The organism is Streptomyces sp. NPDC052042 (assembly GCF_044548345.1).
Classification (GTDB): Bacteria; Actinomycetota; Actinomycetes; order Streptomycetales; family Streptomycetaceae; genus Streptomyces.
Genome location: NZ_JBIUBU010000007.1, coordinates 204,673 through 219,711 on the forward strand (window position 1 = coordinate 204,673; position 15,039 = coordinate 219,711).

Genomic DNA, 15,039 nt, shown 5'->3' on the forward strand with positions numbered 1-15,039 from the left:
GCAGACGCTAAGAGCGACGAGGGGCAGCCGTCCAAAGAGTGATCCGCTGAGCGGATCAGTCAGTGCGGCAACCGGCAGACGTCGTCGGGACGGCCTTCAGCGGCTTCAGACATCGCCGGAACGACCCTCAGAGACCGCTGAAGGCCGAGTTCGCACGGATGCGGCGGTTGAGTCCGAGGACGGCGATCCTGACGGCGGGCGCGAACTGCCTCATGTCGGTCTGGCCCGCGGCGCCGGTGACGGAGACGGCCGCGATCGGCGAGCCGTCCGCGCGCAGGAGGGCGCCCGCGGCGCACGCGATGCCGACCTTCGACTCCTCGCTCTCGTAGGCGACGCCCTCGGCGCGCACGAGCGCGAGCTGACGACGCAGCGCGGCGGGGTCGGTGACGGTGCGCGGTCCGAGCGGGACCATGTCGATCGCGAGCGCGCGTTCGACGACGTCCTCGGGCGAGTGCGCCAGCAGCGCCTTGCCTCCCGCCGTGACGTAGGCCGGCACGCGTCCGCCGACGCGCGAGCGGATGTCGAGGTGGGTGCCGCGTCCCTGCAGGATCTCGACGTACACCAGGTCGGTCGCCTTCAGCACGCCCAACTGCACTGTCAGGCCGGTCGCCTGACGCAGATCCGCCATGGCGCCGAGGGCGAGCTGGCGCAGCTCCTTGGAGCGCTGGGCCAGCTCGCCCAGCTCGAACAAGCGGATCCCCACCCGTACCCCCTGATCCGCTCGTTCGAGGAAGTCCTCGTCGATCAGGTCGGCGACGATGCGGGAGGTGACCGACTTGGCCAGCCCCGTGCGGCGGGCGATCTCGGACACCCGCAGGGTCGGCTGCTCCGCGGTGAAGGTGCCGAGCACGGCCGAGGCACGCGCGATCATGCCCGCTCTTGTGTTCCGCTCATCGGATCGCATCTGGTGATGGTAGGCCCGTTGCGGGTTTGAATGGGCTCAGCCGCGCGGTACCGGCGCCGCGCGCAGACACCAAGGAGCTCTCGTATGACCGACGACCGGTCCGACGTCGCTGCCGCGACGACGCGTGAGGCGGTGGCGGCGGTGGCTGCGGCCTCGGCGACCTGGGCCGCCGGCCCGTACGCCGACCGCGCGCGTGTCATTCGCGCGATCGCGGACGCGCTCGACAGCGCGGCAGACGATCTGATCACGACCGCCCGGGAGGAGACGCGCCTTCCCGAGGCACGCCTGGCGGGCGAACTCAAGCGCACCACCTTCCAGCTGCGTCTGTTCGCCGATGTCGCCGAGGACGGAGCCTTCCTCGACGTGCGCATCGACCGCCCCGACGCCGACTGGCCGATGGGGGCGCCCCGGCCCGACCTGCGCCGGATGCTCGTCCCGATCGGTCCCGTCCTCGTGTTCGCGGCGAGCAACTTCCCCTTCGCGTTCTCGGTCGCGGGCGGGGACACCGCCGCCGCGCTCGCGGCCGGCAACGCGGTGCTCGTCAAGGCGCACTCGGGCCATCCGCGCCTCTCGGACGCCACCGCGGCCGTCATCTCCTCGGCGGCGCGCTCCGCGGGCGCACCGGATGACCTGGTCCGTGTGATCCACGGCACCGAGAACGGCGTGGCCGCGCTCCGGGACCCCGCGATCAAGGCGGCTTCGTTCACCGGCTCGATCGCCGGCGGGCGAGCGCTGTTCGACATCGCCAACGCGCGCCCCGAACCGATCCCGTTCTACGGCGAGCTCGGCAGCGTGAACCCCGCCTTCGTCGCGCCCACCGCCGCGTCCCGCCGCGCCGACGAGATCGCCCAGGGCTATCTCGGCTCGATCACGGGCAGTCGCGGACAGCTGTGCACCAAGCCCGGACTCCTGCTGGTCCCGGCCGAGTCGCCCGTGCTCGCCACGCTGCGCGACGCGGAGGTACCCGATTCCGCGCCGCTGCTGAACGACCGGATCCAGCAGGGCTTCGTCGAGGGCCTGACCTCGATGTCGGAACATCACGCGGTGAGCGTCCTGCGCGGTGGATCCGACAGCATCGCCGATCCGCCCGGGACGACCCTGCTCTTCACGACGGTCGACGAGGTGCTGAACGACCCGGACGCGCTCATCACGGAGGTCTTCGGGCCCGCGGGACTGGTCGTGTCGTACGAGGACCCGGAGAAGCTGCCCGAACTCGCGCGCGTCCTGGACGGACAGCTCACCGCCACGATCGTCGCGGACGAGGACGCGGCGGGCGACATCGCGCTGGCCCGGACGCTGGTCCCGATCCTCACGGAGAAGGCCGGCCGCATCCTGTGGAACCAGTGGCCCACCGGGGTCTCGGTGACCCATGCGCAGCAGCACGGCGGGCCGTACCCGGCGACGACCGCTCCCACCACGACGGCCGTGGGAACAGCGTCCATCACCCGGTTCCTGCGCCCGGTCTCCTTCCAGAACTTCCCCGGCGCACTGCTTCCGGACGCGTTGCGGGACGGCAATCCGCTGGGCTTCCCCCAGCAGATCGACGGCTGACCGCGCCCGTGACATGGCTCCGGCGCATGCGACAGGTGGTGCGCCGGGGCCATGGGCGTGCGTCCGCCCGGGGCCACAGGGGCGCGTACGGCGCTCCGGGCACGCCCACGGGTACACGGCGGCGCGGATCCGGCCGCCCGCGTGTGTACCGGGCGCGTGAGGCGTTCCCACGCGTACACCGGCTCGCGCACCGGCTCAGCACACCGGCAACGCGTCCGCCGTGCCCTCCCGGGTGTCGCGCGCGTCCCGGGCCCGGCGGCTCGCGGCGGCGACGGTGGCCATGAGCTCCGAGTCCAGGATCGCGGGATCGGCCATCCGGTTCGCGGCCATGTACGAGTTGAGCAGGGCCTTCGTGATGCGTACCGCGGCCTCCGGGCGGCGCGCGATGGGCTTGGCCCACGCGGTGACGGCCGCGTCGAGTTCCTCCTCGGGCACGACGCGCTGGAGGACCGACAGCTCGTACGCCTCCGCGGCGGCGATGGGGCGCCCCGTCAGGATGATCTCCCGGGTCCGGGCGGCCCCCAGCTCGTGGATCAGCCGCGGCAGCATGCCGCCCCAGGCGGTGGGCAGGCCGAGGGCCAGCTCCGGCAGCCGGAAACTGGCGGTGTCGGCACCCACCCGCAGGTCGCAGGCCAGCGCCAGGGCCATCCCCGCGCCGATCGCCTTGCCCTGCACCCGGGCGATGGTGACGATCTGGCCGGTCGACAGCGCCTCGCAGACACGGCGGGCCTTGTCGCCCGCGATCCGGATGCCCCGCCCCTCCTGGTCCTCGTCGAGCCAGTCCGCGAACTCGTCGCGGTCACCGCCGAGGCTGAAGTCGTTCCCCGCCCCGCTCAGCACCAGCACCCGGGCTTCGGGGTCCGGGACAGTCAGGACCGCCAGCAGCTCGTCCAGCATCGCCTCGTTGACGGCGTTGCCCGACTCGGGGCGGTTCAGCTCGACGTGCAGGACGGGGCCCTCGCGCAGGACGCGCAGCGTGCGCGGACGCCGGTGGCCGGACAGACGTTCCGAGAACGAGAGTTTCATATCGTCACGCCCATCGAGGTCACACGGCGGAAGACCAGCCGGGGCGCGTACGCCGGCGGCGTCGTCACCTTCAGCGTGGGGAAGCGTTCCAGCAGCTGGATGAGGAGCGTGCGCGCCTCCAGCCGGGCGAGGGCCGCGCCCAGGCAGTAGTGCACCCCGCCACCGAAGGTGAGGTGGGCGCCGCGGCGCTGGACGTCGAAGGCGTCCGGGTTCTCGGTGCGGCGCGGGTCGTGGTTGGCGGCGCCGTACATGACGTGGACCATGCTGTCCTTCGCGATCGGGACGCCGGCCAGGACGGTGTCCTCGGCGGCGACCCGGGTGTTGATCTGGATGGGCGGGTCGTACCGCAGCACCTCGTCGATGACGGCGTCGACGTGCCCGGGGTGCTCCCTGAGCCACGCCCACCGGCCGGGCTCCCGGTGCAGCAGCCACACCATGGCCGACAGCAGCGTCGCGGTGGTCTCCAGCGAGGCGATGGTGACGAACATGGTGAGGCGGTAGAGGATCTCGTCGGCCGTCTCGCGGTCGGGCTCGCGCGCGTCCCAGGTGTGGATCCACCCGGTCAGGATGTCGTCGCCGGGGTTCGCGCGGCGCTGCCGCACCATCTCGGTGAAGTACGTGCGCAGATGTCCGGTCGCCTCGGCGGACACGTCGAGTTCGCTCTTGGTGGGGAGCAGCTCCTGGGCGTGCACCTGGTTGTGGGTGATCTCCAGGATGTGGGGATGGTCGGCGGCCGGGACGCCCAACCAGGACCCGATGGTGCTGATGGGGAGCTGCTCGCTGACCGTGCTGACGAAGTCGGCCTCGCCCCAGCGCAGTTTCTCGGCGAGCTCGTCGAGCAGGCGGGTGGCGTGCTCCTCGACGACCGGGGTCAGCCGTTCGATGGTGGAGCGGTCGAAGAGATTGCCGAGGCTGCGGCGCTGGCAGGTGTGCTCGGGCGCGTTGAGGCGGGAGAGCGTCCTGGTCATCTCCTGCGTGGCGACCGCCTTCCAGCGCTCGGAGTCCTCCTGGCGTTCCTGCCAGGCGAAGTCGGGCGCCAGCCAGTTCCGGCCGCGGAGCACCTCGCTGCAGGTGTCGAAGCCCGTGACGAAGTACGCGTCCCAGGGCGCGCGCACGACATCCCCCATGGCCCGTACGTCGGCCAGCAGGCCGTATGGATCAGCCTGCCCCTCCGGTGACTTGAGGCGCCGTATGAGGGAGATGAGGGCACGGCGTTCGTCGGCGGGCCTTTTCATGCCACTTGCAGCGCTCACGCAGAGTTCCTTGATCCGGGCTCATGGTTACGGCCAGAACCTACCCCTCCGTATATGTTCGCCAAGCGTCGATCCCTGTTGCTCCTATCACAGGTGAATGCCCGGGTGACCCCTTGTCATATGCCGATTGATGATCAACTGCACTTTTAAAGAAGGCAAGTTATGAGCGAAATTCGGCTCATTCCGATCGTCGGCGAAGAGGGCGATGAACGGGCGATGAACGTGTGCGGTGAGCGGACCGCGCATCGCGATCCGCTCACCGCACACCAAAGTCCGCTCACCGGACGCCATTTCAGCGATATACCGATACATCGCGCTGGTGAATCGTCCGCCACGTACTGGTGAACCACCCGTCCGTGCCCGGAAAGGTGCTCCGCCACGCCGGTCACATCCGGAAAACGTCCAGGAAGGAGCTCCACCAGCCCTTGTTCTTCCTCTGCGATTCTCCGCCGTCGTGACGCGCCGTGGTGACGTCGTCCAGGGTGGACATCCGGGGGGAGACGGGCGTGACGGCGCCGGCGCTCTGTACGTTCGCCATCCGGCGCGGCGCACCCGGGCTGAACCGGACGGGCAGCGACACCATGGCGCGGTGGAAGGGGCCCGGCCGCCATTCGACGCCGGAGGCCGGGATGGCGAGGGCCAGGTCCGGAACGCTGTTGAGGACCCGCTCGATCGCGGTGAGGGCGATGAGCTGGGCCGGGGACTTCGCCGGGCAGACGTGCGGGCCGGCGCCCCAGGCCAGATGAGCGCCCTTGCTCAGGGTCTGGCGGGATTCGGTGAGCGCCGGGTCGCTGTTGGCGGCGGCGAAACTGATCAGTACGGGCGTGTCCGCCTTCAGCGTCACGCCGCCCAGGTCCATGTCCTGGATGGGGTAGTGCGTCGCGTAGTTGGCGATCGGCGGGTTGTTCCAGAGCACGTCGTCGAGGGCGTCCTCGACGAGCATCCCGGTGCCGCGCCGCTGGGCGCTCCCCACGTCCTCGGACAGCAGGAGCAGCAGCGCGTTGGCGATGAGGTTGCGCTCCGGCTCGATGCCCGCGCCCATCAGCATGACCAGCTGGTCCTTGAGCTCCTCGTCCCGCAGACCGGCCGGGTGCTGGATGAGCCAGGAGGTGATGTCCTCGCCGGGCTGCCGGCGCTTCAGCGCCACCAGCTCCATCAGGCACTCCGTCATCTCGGCGTTGGCCCGCAGCACGTCCTCGCCGTCGAAGATCGCGGACATGGTGCGGGTCAGCCGGTCGCCGATGTCACCGGGGCAGCCGAACAGCTGGTTGAACAGCAGCAGCGGCAGCAGCTTGGCGTAGTCGCCCAGCAGGTCCGCGGAGCCGCGTTCGATGAACTGGTCGATCAGGTAGTCGGCGATGCGCTCGACGTCCCGGCTGAGCCGGGTGCTGTTGAGACGGGCGAGGCTCTCGGTGACCGCCTTGCGCAGCCGCAGATGCTCGGTGCCGTCCGTGAACAGGCAATTGGGCCGGTAGGCCATCATGGGGAGCACCGGGCTGTCGAGCGTGATGCGCCCCTCCCGGAGCGCCGCCCACCGCCGCGCGTCGCGGGCGAAGTACGAGGGGTTCTGCAGCACCCGGAGCGCGGCCTCGTGCTGCACGACCAGAGTGGCGTCCACACCGGGAGCCAGCTCGATCGGCGCGGCGGGCCCGAGCGCCCGGAGCGCGTCGTAGACATGCTGCGGATCGGCGGCGAACTCCGGTCCGTAGAGCGAGGCCTGCCGCTCACCGTGCATCGGGCACCCGCTGGGGGCGTTGTACGGGGTGGCTCCCGGCGACGAGTCCATGTTGATTCCTCGATGTGATCGCGGGCCGGTGGGCCCGCACGGCGGACGGAGATGGGGGCTCGGCCACCCGTACCGGAGGACGGCGCGGGGGCCGGATCGCCGTCCGGGGCACGAAGGCGCCGGACGGCGACCCGGCCGCACGGCGGGGGATACCCGCCGGTACGGGGGCCGCTGTCAGGCCACGCGCGCGAGAAGGTGCTGGACCAGCGTGATCAGCGCCTGTGCGGACGACTTCTCGTCCCGGGCGTCGCAGTACACGATCGGGGTGTCCGGCAGCAGGTCGAGAGCCTCGCGCAGCTCTTCCTCGGCGTGCTGGGAGTACGGGTCGAAACTGTTGACCGCGACCGCGTACTCCAGCCCGTACGTCTCGACCAGGTCGATCACCGGGAAGGTGTCCGCGAGCCGCGCCGGGTCGACGAGGAGCAGCGCGCCCAACGAGCCGCGCGCCATGTCCTCCCACAGTTCGACGAAGCGCTGCTGACCCGGCGTACCGAACAGGTAGAGCACCAGTTCTTCACTGAGGGTCAGCCGGCCGAAGTCCAGCGCGACCGTCGTGGTCACCTTGTCGGGTGCGCCACGCAGATCGTCGATGTGCTCACTGGCCTGCGTCATCCGCTCCTCGGTGCGCAGCGGAGTGATTTCGGAGAGGGTGCCGATGAACGTCGTCTTGCCCACGGCGAAGTGACCGATCACGAGGATCTTCGCCGCACGCCGCACCGCATCCGGCACATAGATGTTCTCAGCCGAACCGGACGTGGAGTCCATGCAACACCTCTTCGAGGATCTTCCTGTCAACGAGCTGAGCCGGCGGTGGCGCCTTGCGGCGCATCAGATGACCCTGTTCCGCTAAATCGTTGAGCAGCAGACGCGCCACACCGACGGGCAGTTCCAGGCGGCCCGCGACCTCGGCCACCGACAGGTAACCGCCCGAACACAGCTCCCAGATGGCCTTGATCTCGGGGCTCGCGTTCGACGGCGGCTGCCGGTCGGGGGCGATGGTCACGAGGGTCACCAGGGAAAGGCCCTGTGCGTCGGGAAGTCCGCGTCCTCCGGTGATGACGTAGGAACGGACGAATCCGCTGTTGACCGACTGCTCCTCGCCCGGGGCCGTCATATGTCGCTTCCGGCGCTCAGGCGGGGAGGTGTGGTCATCGCCTTCCCCAGCGCGGTGACCTGCTGCTGCATCCGGAACGACATGGCCTCCATGTCCACATCGGCCGCGGCGGCCGCCGCCAGGTAGGCGCCGGTCCCGGCCGCGATCAGGAAGATCCAGCCGTGCTCGTACTCCAGGAGCGTCTGGCGCCAGCGTCCCGGGGTCTGGGCCCCGATGAACGGTGCGACGGCACGGCTCAGCGACTGCATGGAGCTCATCGCCGCCGCCACGGTCTCCGCGTCGTCCCGGCCGATTTCGCTGGAGTTGGCCAGCAGCAGACCGTCGGCGGAGACGAGGATCGCGTGCCGCGCGCCAGGAACCTGGAGCACGTCGTTGAGCACCCAGGAAAGATCGGGGTTCACTGGATCTCGGGTCCTTCCATCGTCGTCATGTCACGTCCGGACCGGGTTCCGCGCTGGAACGCGCCCAGACGAGAAGCCGTCTCCTCATTGCTGCGGGCCGACGTCGGCTCGGCCGTGGGCACCACCGACACCGGGCTCTTGCGACGACGCTTGGGCAGCCCGCCCGCAGTGGTGAAGGGCGTCGTGGACTGAGGGGCGGCAGCGGCCGGCTGCGGGGCCGGCGGGAACAGCGGGGTAGGGGCCGTGGTCGACACGGGTCGGTGCGGCAGCGTCGACACACCCGCGTCCTGCGCCGCCGGGATCGCCTCGGCCGGCGCGGGCACGGGCGCATCGGCGGTGAGCAGTTCATCGGGCAGCAGGACCACCGCGCGCACACCTCCATACGGGGAAACGGAGTCCACCGAGACCATGAAGCCGTAGCGGGCGGCCAGCACACCGGAGACGGCGAACCCGAACTGCGGTGGAATACCCAGGCTGGAGACGCTGATCGCGGCCTGGGGGGCGAGGAGGGCCGCCGCGCGGTCCTTCTCCTCCTGGCCCATGCCGAGACCGGCGTCGTCGACGATGAGGCAGACGCCCTTCGGCACGGCCTGGATGTTGATCTCGACCGGGGTACCGGGGGCGGAGTAGTTGGTGGCGTTGGCCAGCAGTTCGGCGAGGACCACCGCGACCGGCTCCACGGCCTTGCTGACCACCGAGAAGTTCACCTGGCCGTTGACCCGCACCCGCTCGAAGTGCCGGATGCGCCCCTGGGCGCTGCGGGCCACGTCGAAGACGGAGGCGGAGGTCTCCCGGCGGCCGAGCCAGCCGCCACAGAGCACCGCGATGCCCTGCGCGCGGCGCCCGAGCTGGCTGTTGGCATGGTCGATGGCCATCAGGTCGGCGAGGATCGCCGGGTCGTTGCCGTACTTCTTCTGGGCGTTCTCGATGACCACCTGCTGCTCGTCCGCGAGCCCCTGGAGGGTGCGGACGGCCGCTTTCAGAACGGCCTTGGTCTCCTCCTCGGCGTCCTTGCGTACTTCGGAGAGTTCGGAGGATTGTCGATGCAGCAGACCGGTGTGAGCGGCGTGGAGTTCGTCCCGTTGCCGTTGCAGCGCTTCGCGCTCTTCACGGAATTGGGAGTTCTGTCTGCGAAGTGCGATGTTGGTGTTACGAGCCCGCAGAACGGCGCCGACGGCGACCAGTGCTACGACAACCAGCGCCCAGAAGAGCGGGCCCTGTACAAATGTCATGCGACTCACTTCAAGTGCCATGGCTGTGGAAACGGCTTGACGCTCCCTCGTGAGCCCCGTGGTCCGGGCTGGTCGGGCCACGGTCGGGTCACGCGGGGAAGGTCCCTCCGGAAGCGGGGCCGAGGAATTCATTCCTCCCGGAATGCCCCCACATGCCGTCAGCCCACTGGAAGTAAGATGATCTTAGCACCGGGCGCTCGGGTAAATGTCAAGACCGACACGCCAGTTGCGTGCTTGGCGTGGAATGTTCGCATTCGGCGCCGGAGGCGGCGCCCCCAGCAGCCCAGTTCCCGCCGCCACCGGTGACGGCCCGGCGGCGACGGCGGGTATATGGCCTGAACATGACGGAAATCCGGGGTGGCGAGACCTCCGGCGACGCGCCCACCGCCTCCGCTCCGCCCCGGCGGGTGTGCTGGATGTGACGGGTGTGCCGGGTGTGACAGGCATTGCGGGCGTGGCCTCCATGGCGGATGCAGTGCCTGCGGCCGTACGGTGGCGGGCGCGGCGGATCACGGCCCGCCACGATCTGTCCGGAACTCGTGCATGGCCCGTACCGCCTCGGTGTCACGGCGAGCCTGCCGGGGCCGCCGAGCCGGACCGGGTACTCCTCGTGCCCCTCGCCCTCGATCGCCACGCCGTCGTGGAGGGTGCAAAGGAGGCGCGGCGGCGCGAGAGCCTCGACCCGATGTGGGCTCCAGCCACCCGCCCGCCCGTTCCGAGACCCCGTTCCGAGCCCCCCTCCCGAGTGCCGCGTCCCGGAAGGGGCGGCGGGCTCGGGCGGACGACTCCGCGAGGCCGGATCCCCTCGGGGAAGGTCACCTGCTGGGATGCGGGAGCAATTACAGCAAGCCCTACAACCAGGCAAGCCCTTCATGAGTCATGGTCGTTGGCTGGATTTCTCAGCCGCCCGTTCACACCGAAGGAACGCATGAACCGACCCAGAGGAACGACGGTCGCCGCGGCCTGCGCCGTCGTGCTCGCCACCACAGGCGGCCTGCTCGGCGTGGCCCCCTCGGCCTCCGCCGCCGCTGTGACCTGCGCATCGCCCGTCTTCAAGCGGACGTTCTATGCGAACACCACCTTCTCCGGCACTCCCAAGCGCACGGACTGCGACTCCACGATCGACGAGAACTGGGGCACTCGCGCACCCGGTTACAAGGGCATGCCGCGCGACAGATTCGGCGTGCGCTGGACCATGAGCCGCGACTTCGGCTCCGGCGGGCCCTTCTCGTTCACCGTCTCCGCGCGTGACGGCATCCGCGTCTATCTCGATGGCGTCCGCAAGGTCAACGTGTGGAAGGACGGCTCCGCCACGGTCACCAAGACCGTCAACGTGACCATCCCGTCGGGCAAGCACAGCCTCCGCGTCGACTACGTCAACTGGACCGGCGCCGCGAACGTCAAGTTCCGCTATGCTCCGCGCACTTCGGCGAGCGTCGACAAGGTCAAGCCGCGCGTCCCGACCGGCGTCACCGTCAAGTACAGCACCACGAGCATGTCCGCGAAGGTCGGCTGGGCCAAGAACAAGGAGATGGACCTCGCCGGATACCGCGTGTACCGGCGGCTGAAGGGCACCTCCTTCCCCGCGAAGCCGATCGCGACGACGACGTCCACCTCGTGGACCGACACGACCATCCCGAGGGACGGCTACGTCTACTACTACGAGGTCCGCGCCTACGACAAGGCCGGCAACACCTCGGCGGGCACCGCGGACGTCGGCGTCACCACCGTCGACCGGACCGCCCCGGTCGCCCCGACGGGCGTCGACAAGAACTGGTCCATGAACTACCCGGCCCAGGTCACCCTCTACTGGGACGACAACGAGGAACCGGACCTCGCCGGCTACCGGGTGTACCGCTCGACCTCCCACCCGGTCGCCCTCACCCCCGAGAACCTGATCAGCGGCGTAGAGCCCTCGCCCTACAGCTACTCGACCGTGGACGTGCCGCAGACCGGCGACCTCTACTACTTCGTCGTCACCGCCGTCGACACCCACGGCCTCGAATCGGCCGCCTCGACCCCCGCGATGTACTACACCCGCGACAAGACGCCCCCGGTGGAGACCGCGTTCAACCTGCGGGCCGAGGAGGGCGAGGCGGGGGTCACGCTGACCTGGGACCCCTCCGAGGGGACCAGCAAGGACTTCGCGGGCTACTCGGTCTTCCGGAGGATCAGTACGGCCACCGGCACCGCGCCCACCGAAGTCGGCAGGGGAGTGAAGGGCACCACCTTCACCGACGCCGCCCCGCCCCCCGGCCGCACGTACCACTACTGGGTCCTCGCCCTGGACCACGCGGGGAACGGAGGCACCTCCTCCGACAATGTCACCGTCACGGTCACCGGCAACACGACCGCACCCGCCGCGCTCACCGGCGTGACGGCCGTTCCGAAGAAGAACGGCATCACCCTTTCCTGGGACGCGAGCGACGAGCCCGGCTTCGACCACTACCGCATTCTGCGCGGCACCCTCGCCGACGGGCGATGGACGTACGCCCCGATCGAGGAATCGCCGTCCCCGCGGCCGAAGGAGATCAGGGCGACGACGTTCCACGAGATGGCACCGGCCGATGGGCGGCAGGCCCGCTACGCCGTCGTCGCCGTCGACCAGTACGGCAACCAGCTCACCCCGGACACCGGCGCCACCGTCGTCGGCGTCACCGCACTGGACCTCCGCCCCACCGCCCCACCCGCTGCCGGCGGCCCGTTCAACTTCGTGGGCTACGGCACCAGCGGCTACATCTCCTGGGGGTTCGTCGACCCGGACGGGAACAGCAACCCGGCCACCCACATCGTCATCCGCCGCTGGAACCCGGGGACGAAGGAGTTCGACGTGATCGGCACCGAGCCCAGCAACACCTCCAGCTTCTGGGACCTCACCCAGCCCGCCGCCACCACGGTCTTCTACCGCCTCTCCGTCCGCTACGCCGACGGCACCGAGTCCGGCGCGACCGAGAGGGCGGTCGCCACGTACTGAGCCCCGCCTCCGGGCTCTCTCCGCTGAGTCCGCAGGCGCGGCACGAGGCGGCGGAGCGGAGTCCGGCCGCGGTGGTCCTGGACCCCGGGCCCGGGTTCGGGACCGAGTTCGGGACCGCGGGGTTCAGGGCCGGACCTGGCCCCGAACCCCGGCTTTCGTCGTGGACAGCCGACGAGAACCGAACACGCGCTCCGAGCTCGGGAATCACCCGGTCCTTCCCCCGTGCAAGGGCATATGGCCTGCGGCAACACCAGTCCAGAGGTGCTTTCCCGGCGTCTCGCCGGCTCCCTTGTTGTCCGGTGCCCACCGCCTCTACCGGCACGTTGTGGCACGCGTTCCTCGACGGAGAGGCGGCGGGGAAACCGGACAGGCGGACCTGTGACGTAGTGCATCACATCTGCTGTTACCGGCAGTTGGGCCGTGGTGAGGTCAGGCCGCCGCCTCCGCACGTGCGGGGCCCTGGGTCTTCCGCCGTGCGACACGGCGGCGCCGGGTCGGCATGCCCAAGGTCGGCTTGCCGACGCCCCAGGCCGCGCCCTTGCAGATCAGTTCCTTGTAGCGGGCGGCCATGCGGCCCGTCATGGCGCGGTCGACCGCCCGGTCGTCGGCGGTGACGAACTGGATCAGGCCCTCGTTGCGGCCGAGCGAGATGCACTGCTGGAAGTAGCGGATGGAGACGTGGGGGATCTTGATTTCGGCGAGGCGGGCGGCGATGGCGTCGGCGGCCTGCCAGGCCATGGGAACGCCCGAGGCGCAGGACATGCGGAGGGGCTTGTCGTGGGGACCGATCGCCATCGCCGCGTCGCCCACGGCGTACACGTCCGGGTGGGAGACCGAGCGCATCGTGGTGTCGACCACGATCTGGCCGCGGTCGGTGAGCTCCAGAGTGGTGGCCCGGGCGATCGGGTGGACGGCGAATCCGGTGGTCCAGACGGTGACCGCGGCGGGGATGGGCCGGCCGTCGGCGGTCGTGACGCGGTCCGCCTCCACACCGTCGACCGCGGTGTGTTCGTGGACCGTGATGCCGAGCTTGTCCACCACCTTCCACAGGTGGCAGCGGCCCTTCTCCGAGAGCCAGTCGCCGAGGGCGCCGTGGGTGGCCAGGGCGACGTCGAGCTCCGGGCGGGCCTCGGCGATCTCGGTCGCTGCCTCCAGACCGGTCAGGCCGCCGCCGACCACGACCACGGGCCGGCCGGCGTCCAGGGCGGCCAGGCGGTCGCGGAGGCGGAGGGCGCCGGGGCGGCTGGAGATCTCGTGGGCGTGCTCGGCGGTGCCGGGGACGCCGCCGTCGTTCCAGTCGCTGCCGAGGGCGTAGACCAGGGTGTCGTACTCCAGTTCCTCCGGCCCGAGGCCGTGCGCGGGGGCGACCGTCACCGTCCTGCGGTCCACGTTCACGGCGGTGACCTTCGCAAGCTTCAGTTCCACGCCCGTGCCCGCGAGCATCTCGCTGAACGGCCGCGGCTTGAGGTCCTGGCCGGCCGCGAGCTGGTGCAGCCGGACGCGCTCGACGAAGTCGGGCTCGGGGTTGACGAGGGTGATGGCGACGTCCTCGCGGCGCAGCCGCTTGGCGAGACGGCCGGCGGCGGCGGCACCGGTGTAGCCGGCTCCGAGGACGACGATGCGGTGCTGCATGTCCGTGCTCCTGTCTGGGCGGGGTCCGCCGTTGTCCGGCGTGGTGTCGCCCCTTGAACCGGACAGCCCCACGTTCCCTGACAGGATCGGGATATGGCGTGCGTCACACCCCGTCAAAGGGTGTGGAGCGGGGTCTCCCCATGGCCCGTGGCGGCCCACCGCTCGGTCGCGCGGACGAGCTTGTCGGGGTTGACCTGGCTGCGGACCGCCACGATGCCCTCCGGGCCGATCTCCAGGCAGGTGATACCGACGACCCGGCCGTCGACGGCCGCGACGATGGCGGGCTCGCCGTTGGCGGTCGCGGCGTAGATCTCGGGTGCACCGCCGACAAGGGCCCGCTTGGCCTTGCTGGGCTTGAACAGGCCGCGCAGGAACGTGGCGACGGCGAGCGCGCCCTCGAACCCCTTCGCGCGGGCCGGGACCTTGCCGCCGCCGTCGCCGACCGAGACGGCGTCCTGGGTGAGCAGACGGACGAGGGGTTCGGTACGGCCGCTGGTCGCCGCGGCCAGGAATTCCTCGACGATGCGCAGGGCGGCGGCCTCGTCGATCTCGGTGCGGGCCTTGCCGTCGGCGACGTGCTTCTTGGCCCGGTGGTAGATCTGCTGGCCGGCGGCCTCGGTGATGTCCAGGATCTTGGCGATCTCCCGGTGCGGGTAGTCGAAGGCCTCCCGCAGCACGTATACCGCCCGCTCGTTGGGTGACAGGCGTTCCAGCAGGACAAGAACGGCGTACGACACCGACTCGCGCTGCTCGGCGGTGTCGGCCGGGCCGAGCATCGGGTCCCCGGCGAGCAGCGGCTCGGGGAGCCACCTCCCCACGTATGTCTCGCGCCGGGCACGTGCCGAAGTGAGCAGGTTGAGACACCAGTTGGTGAGGACCTTCGTCAGCCATGCCTCAGGCACCTCGATGCGCCCGATGTCGGCCGCCTGCCAGCGCAGGAACGTCTCCTGCACGGCATCCTCCGCCTCACTCGCCGAGCCGAGCAGCCGGTAGGCAATGGCCTCCAGGCGGGGCCTGGCAGCCTCGAACCGGTCCACATCACTCACGGTCAGTGCCATGCCCGCGATCCTAGACGCCCCTGGGCTGGAACGGCGGGTGAGACAACACACCCCGGCGAGCGGCGAGGGGCGAGTGGCGAGCGGTTCGCGGCGAGGGACGTGGGGTTC

13 protein-coding genes are annotated in these 15,039 nt (G+C 70.4%); 3 read left to right on the forward strand and 10 right to left on the reverse strand.

All coding sequences use genetic code 11. From position 1 onward, the window contains the following. Positions 1–127: 127 nt before the first annotated feature. Positions 128–904, reverse strand: a complete 777-nt coding sequence (locus ACIHCL_RS15120) for an IclR family transcriptional regulator (RefSeq protein ID WP_399861648.1) — start codon at positions 902–904, stop codon at positions 128–130. A gap of 84 nt (positions 905–988) precedes the next feature. Between ACIHCL_RS15120 and ACIHCL_RS15125 the strand changes: the two genes are divergently transcribed. After that, entirely contained in the window at positions 989–2,455 is a 1,467-nt protein-coding gene (locus ACIHCL_RS15125) for an aldehyde dehydrogenase family protein (protein ID WP_399861650.1), read from the forward strand. A gap of 195 nt (positions 2,456–2,650) precedes the next feature. Here the strand turns inward: ACIHCL_RS15125 and ACIHCL_RS15130 are convergent, their stop codons facing one another. Together ACIHCL_RS15130 and ACIHCL_RS15135 are read right to left on the reverse strand one after the other, a co-directional pair. Then, the gene (locus ACIHCL_RS15130) at positions 2,651–3,481 is read right to left on the reverse strand and encodes an enoyl-CoA hydratase/isomerase family protein (protein ID WP_399861653.1); all 831 of its coding nucleotides are present in this window, start codon (positions 3,479–3,481) and stop codon (positions 2,651–2,653) included. Further along, entirely contained in the window at positions 3,478–4,608 is a 1,131-nt protein-coding gene (locus tag ACIHCL_RS15135; RefSeq protein WP_399861877.1) for a cytochrome P450, read from the reverse strand. The genes ACIHCL_RS15130 and ACIHCL_RS15135 overlap by 4 nt, the downstream gene beginning before the upstream one ends. Positions 4,609–4,896: 288 nt before the next feature. Between ACIHCL_RS15135 and ACIHCL_RS15140 the strand changes: the two genes are divergently transcribed. Beyond that, positions 4,897–5,079, forward strand: coding sequence for a hypothetical protein (locus ACIHCL_RS15140; RefSeq protein WP_399861656.1), 183 nt, complete (start codon positions 4,897–4,899; stop codon positions 5,077–5,079). A 40-nt stretch (positions 5,080–5,119) separates the two neighbouring features. On the opposite strand, the gene ACIHCL_RS15145 is transcribed toward ACIHCL_RS15140, so the two are convergent. The 5 genes from ACIHCL_RS15145 to ACIHCL_RS15165 form a co-directional block, all read right to left on the reverse strand. After that, positions 5,120–6,520: a cytochrome P450 gene (locus tag ACIHCL_RS15145; protein WP_399861659.1), complete on the reverse strand. Its 1,401-nt coding sequence runs from the start codon at positions 6,518–6,520 to the stop codon at positions 5,120–5,122. A gap of 174 nt (positions 6,521–6,694) precedes the next feature. Next, entirely contained in the window at positions 6,695–7,285 is a 591-nt protein-coding gene (locus ACIHCL_RS15150) for a GTP-binding protein (RefSeq protein ID WP_399861662.1), read from the reverse strand. Then, positions 7,260–7,634 carry a DUF742 domain-containing protein gene (locus ACIHCL_RS15155; protein WP_399861665.1) on the reverse strand — a complete coding sequence of 125 codons (375 nt, stop codon included), beginning with the start codon at positions 7,632–7,634 and terminating at the stop codon, positions 7,260–7,262. Before ACIHCL_RS15155 ends, ACIHCL_RS15150 begins: the two co-directional genes overlap by 26 nt. Continuing rightward, entirely contained in the window at positions 7,631–8,035 is a 405-nt protein-coding gene (locus ACIHCL_RS15160; protein ID WP_399861667.1) for a roadblock/LC7 domain-containing protein, read from the reverse strand. The genes ACIHCL_RS15155 and ACIHCL_RS15160 overlap by 4 nt, the downstream gene beginning before the upstream one ends. Further along, positions 8,032–9,267, reverse strand: coding sequence for an ATP-binding protein (locus ACIHCL_RS15165; protein ID WP_399861669.1), 1,236 nt, complete (start codon positions 9,265–9,267; stop codon positions 8,032–8,034). The genes ACIHCL_RS15160 and ACIHCL_RS15165 overlap by 4 nt, the downstream gene beginning before the upstream one ends. A 928-nt stretch (positions 9,268–10,195) precedes the next feature. Here ACIHCL_RS15165 and ACIHCL_RS15170 point away from each other — a divergent pair. Beyond that, a complete protein-coding gene (locus tag ACIHCL_RS15170; protein WP_399861671.1) occupies positions 10,196–12,241 on the forward strand; it encodes a PA14 domain-containing protein in 2,046 nt (681 codons plus the stop codon). 429 nt (positions 12,242–12,670) lie between these two features. Here ACIHCL_RS15170 and ACIHCL_RS15175 read toward each other — a convergent pair whose 3' ends face one another. Then, a complete protein-coding gene (locus ACIHCL_RS15175) occupies positions 12,671–13,873 on the reverse strand; it encodes an NAD(P)/FAD-dependent oxidoreductase (RefSeq protein ID WP_399861673.1) in 1,203 nt (400 codons plus the stop codon). 113 nt (positions 13,874–13,986) lie between these two features. Further along, complete coding sequence (gene sigJ, locus ACIHCL_RS15180; RefSeq protein ID WP_399861676.1) at positions 13,987–14,931, reverse strand: RNA polymerase sigma factor SigJ; 945 nt, start codon at positions 14,929–14,931, stop codon at positions 13,987–13,989. Positions 14,932–15,039 lie beyond the last annotated feature (108 nt).

Coding starts and splice junctions, on each gene's coding strand:
- ACIHCL_RS15155 (WP_399861665.1), bottom strand. CDS start 7,634: ATGACGGCCCCGGGCGAGGAGCAGTCGGTCAACAGCGGATTCGTCCGT.
- ACIHCL_RS15175 (WP_399861673.1), bottom strand. CDS start 13,873: ATGCAGCACCGCATCGTCGTCCTCGGAGCCGGCTACACCGGTGCCGCC.
- ACIHCL_RS15130 (WP_399861653.1), bottom strand. CDS start 3,481: ATGAAACTCTCGTTCTCGGAACGTCTGTCCGGCCACCGGCGTCCGCGC.
- ACIHCL_RS15165 (WP_399861669.1), bottom strand. CDS start 9,267: ATGACATTTGTACAGGGCCCGCTCTTCTGGGCGCTGGTTGTCGTAGCA.
- ACIHCL_RS15150 (WP_399861662.1), bottom strand. CDS start 7,285: ATGGACTCCACGTCCGGTTCGGCTGAGAACATCTATGTGCCGGATGCG.
- ACIHCL_RS15170 (WP_399861671.1), top strand. CDS start 10,196: ATGAACCGACCCAGAGGAACGACGGTCGCCGCGGCCTGCGCCGTCGTG.
- ACIHCL_RS15120 (WP_399861648.1), bottom strand. CDS start 904: ATGCGATCCGATGAGCGGAACACAAGAGCGGGCATGATCGCGCGTGCC.
- ACIHCL_RS15145 (WP_399861659.1), bottom strand. CDS start 6,520: ATGGACTCGTCGCCGGGAGCCACCCCGTACAACGCCCCCAGCGGGTGC.
- ACIHCL_RS15135 (WP_399861877.1), bottom strand. CDS start 4,608: ATGGGGGATGTCGTGCGCGCGCCCTGGGACGCGTACTTCGTCACGGGC.
- ACIHCL_RS15140 (WP_399861656.1), top strand. CDS start 4,897: ATGAGCGAAATTCGGCTCATTCCGATCGTCGGCGAAGAGGGCGATGAA.
- sigJ (WP_399861676.1), bottom strand. CDS start 14,931: ATGGCACTGACCGTGAGTGATGTGGACCGGTTCGAGGCTGCCAGGCCC.
- ACIHCL_RS15125 (WP_399861650.1), top strand. CDS start 989: ATGACCGACGACCGGTCCGACGTCGCTGCCGCGACGACGCGTGAGGCG.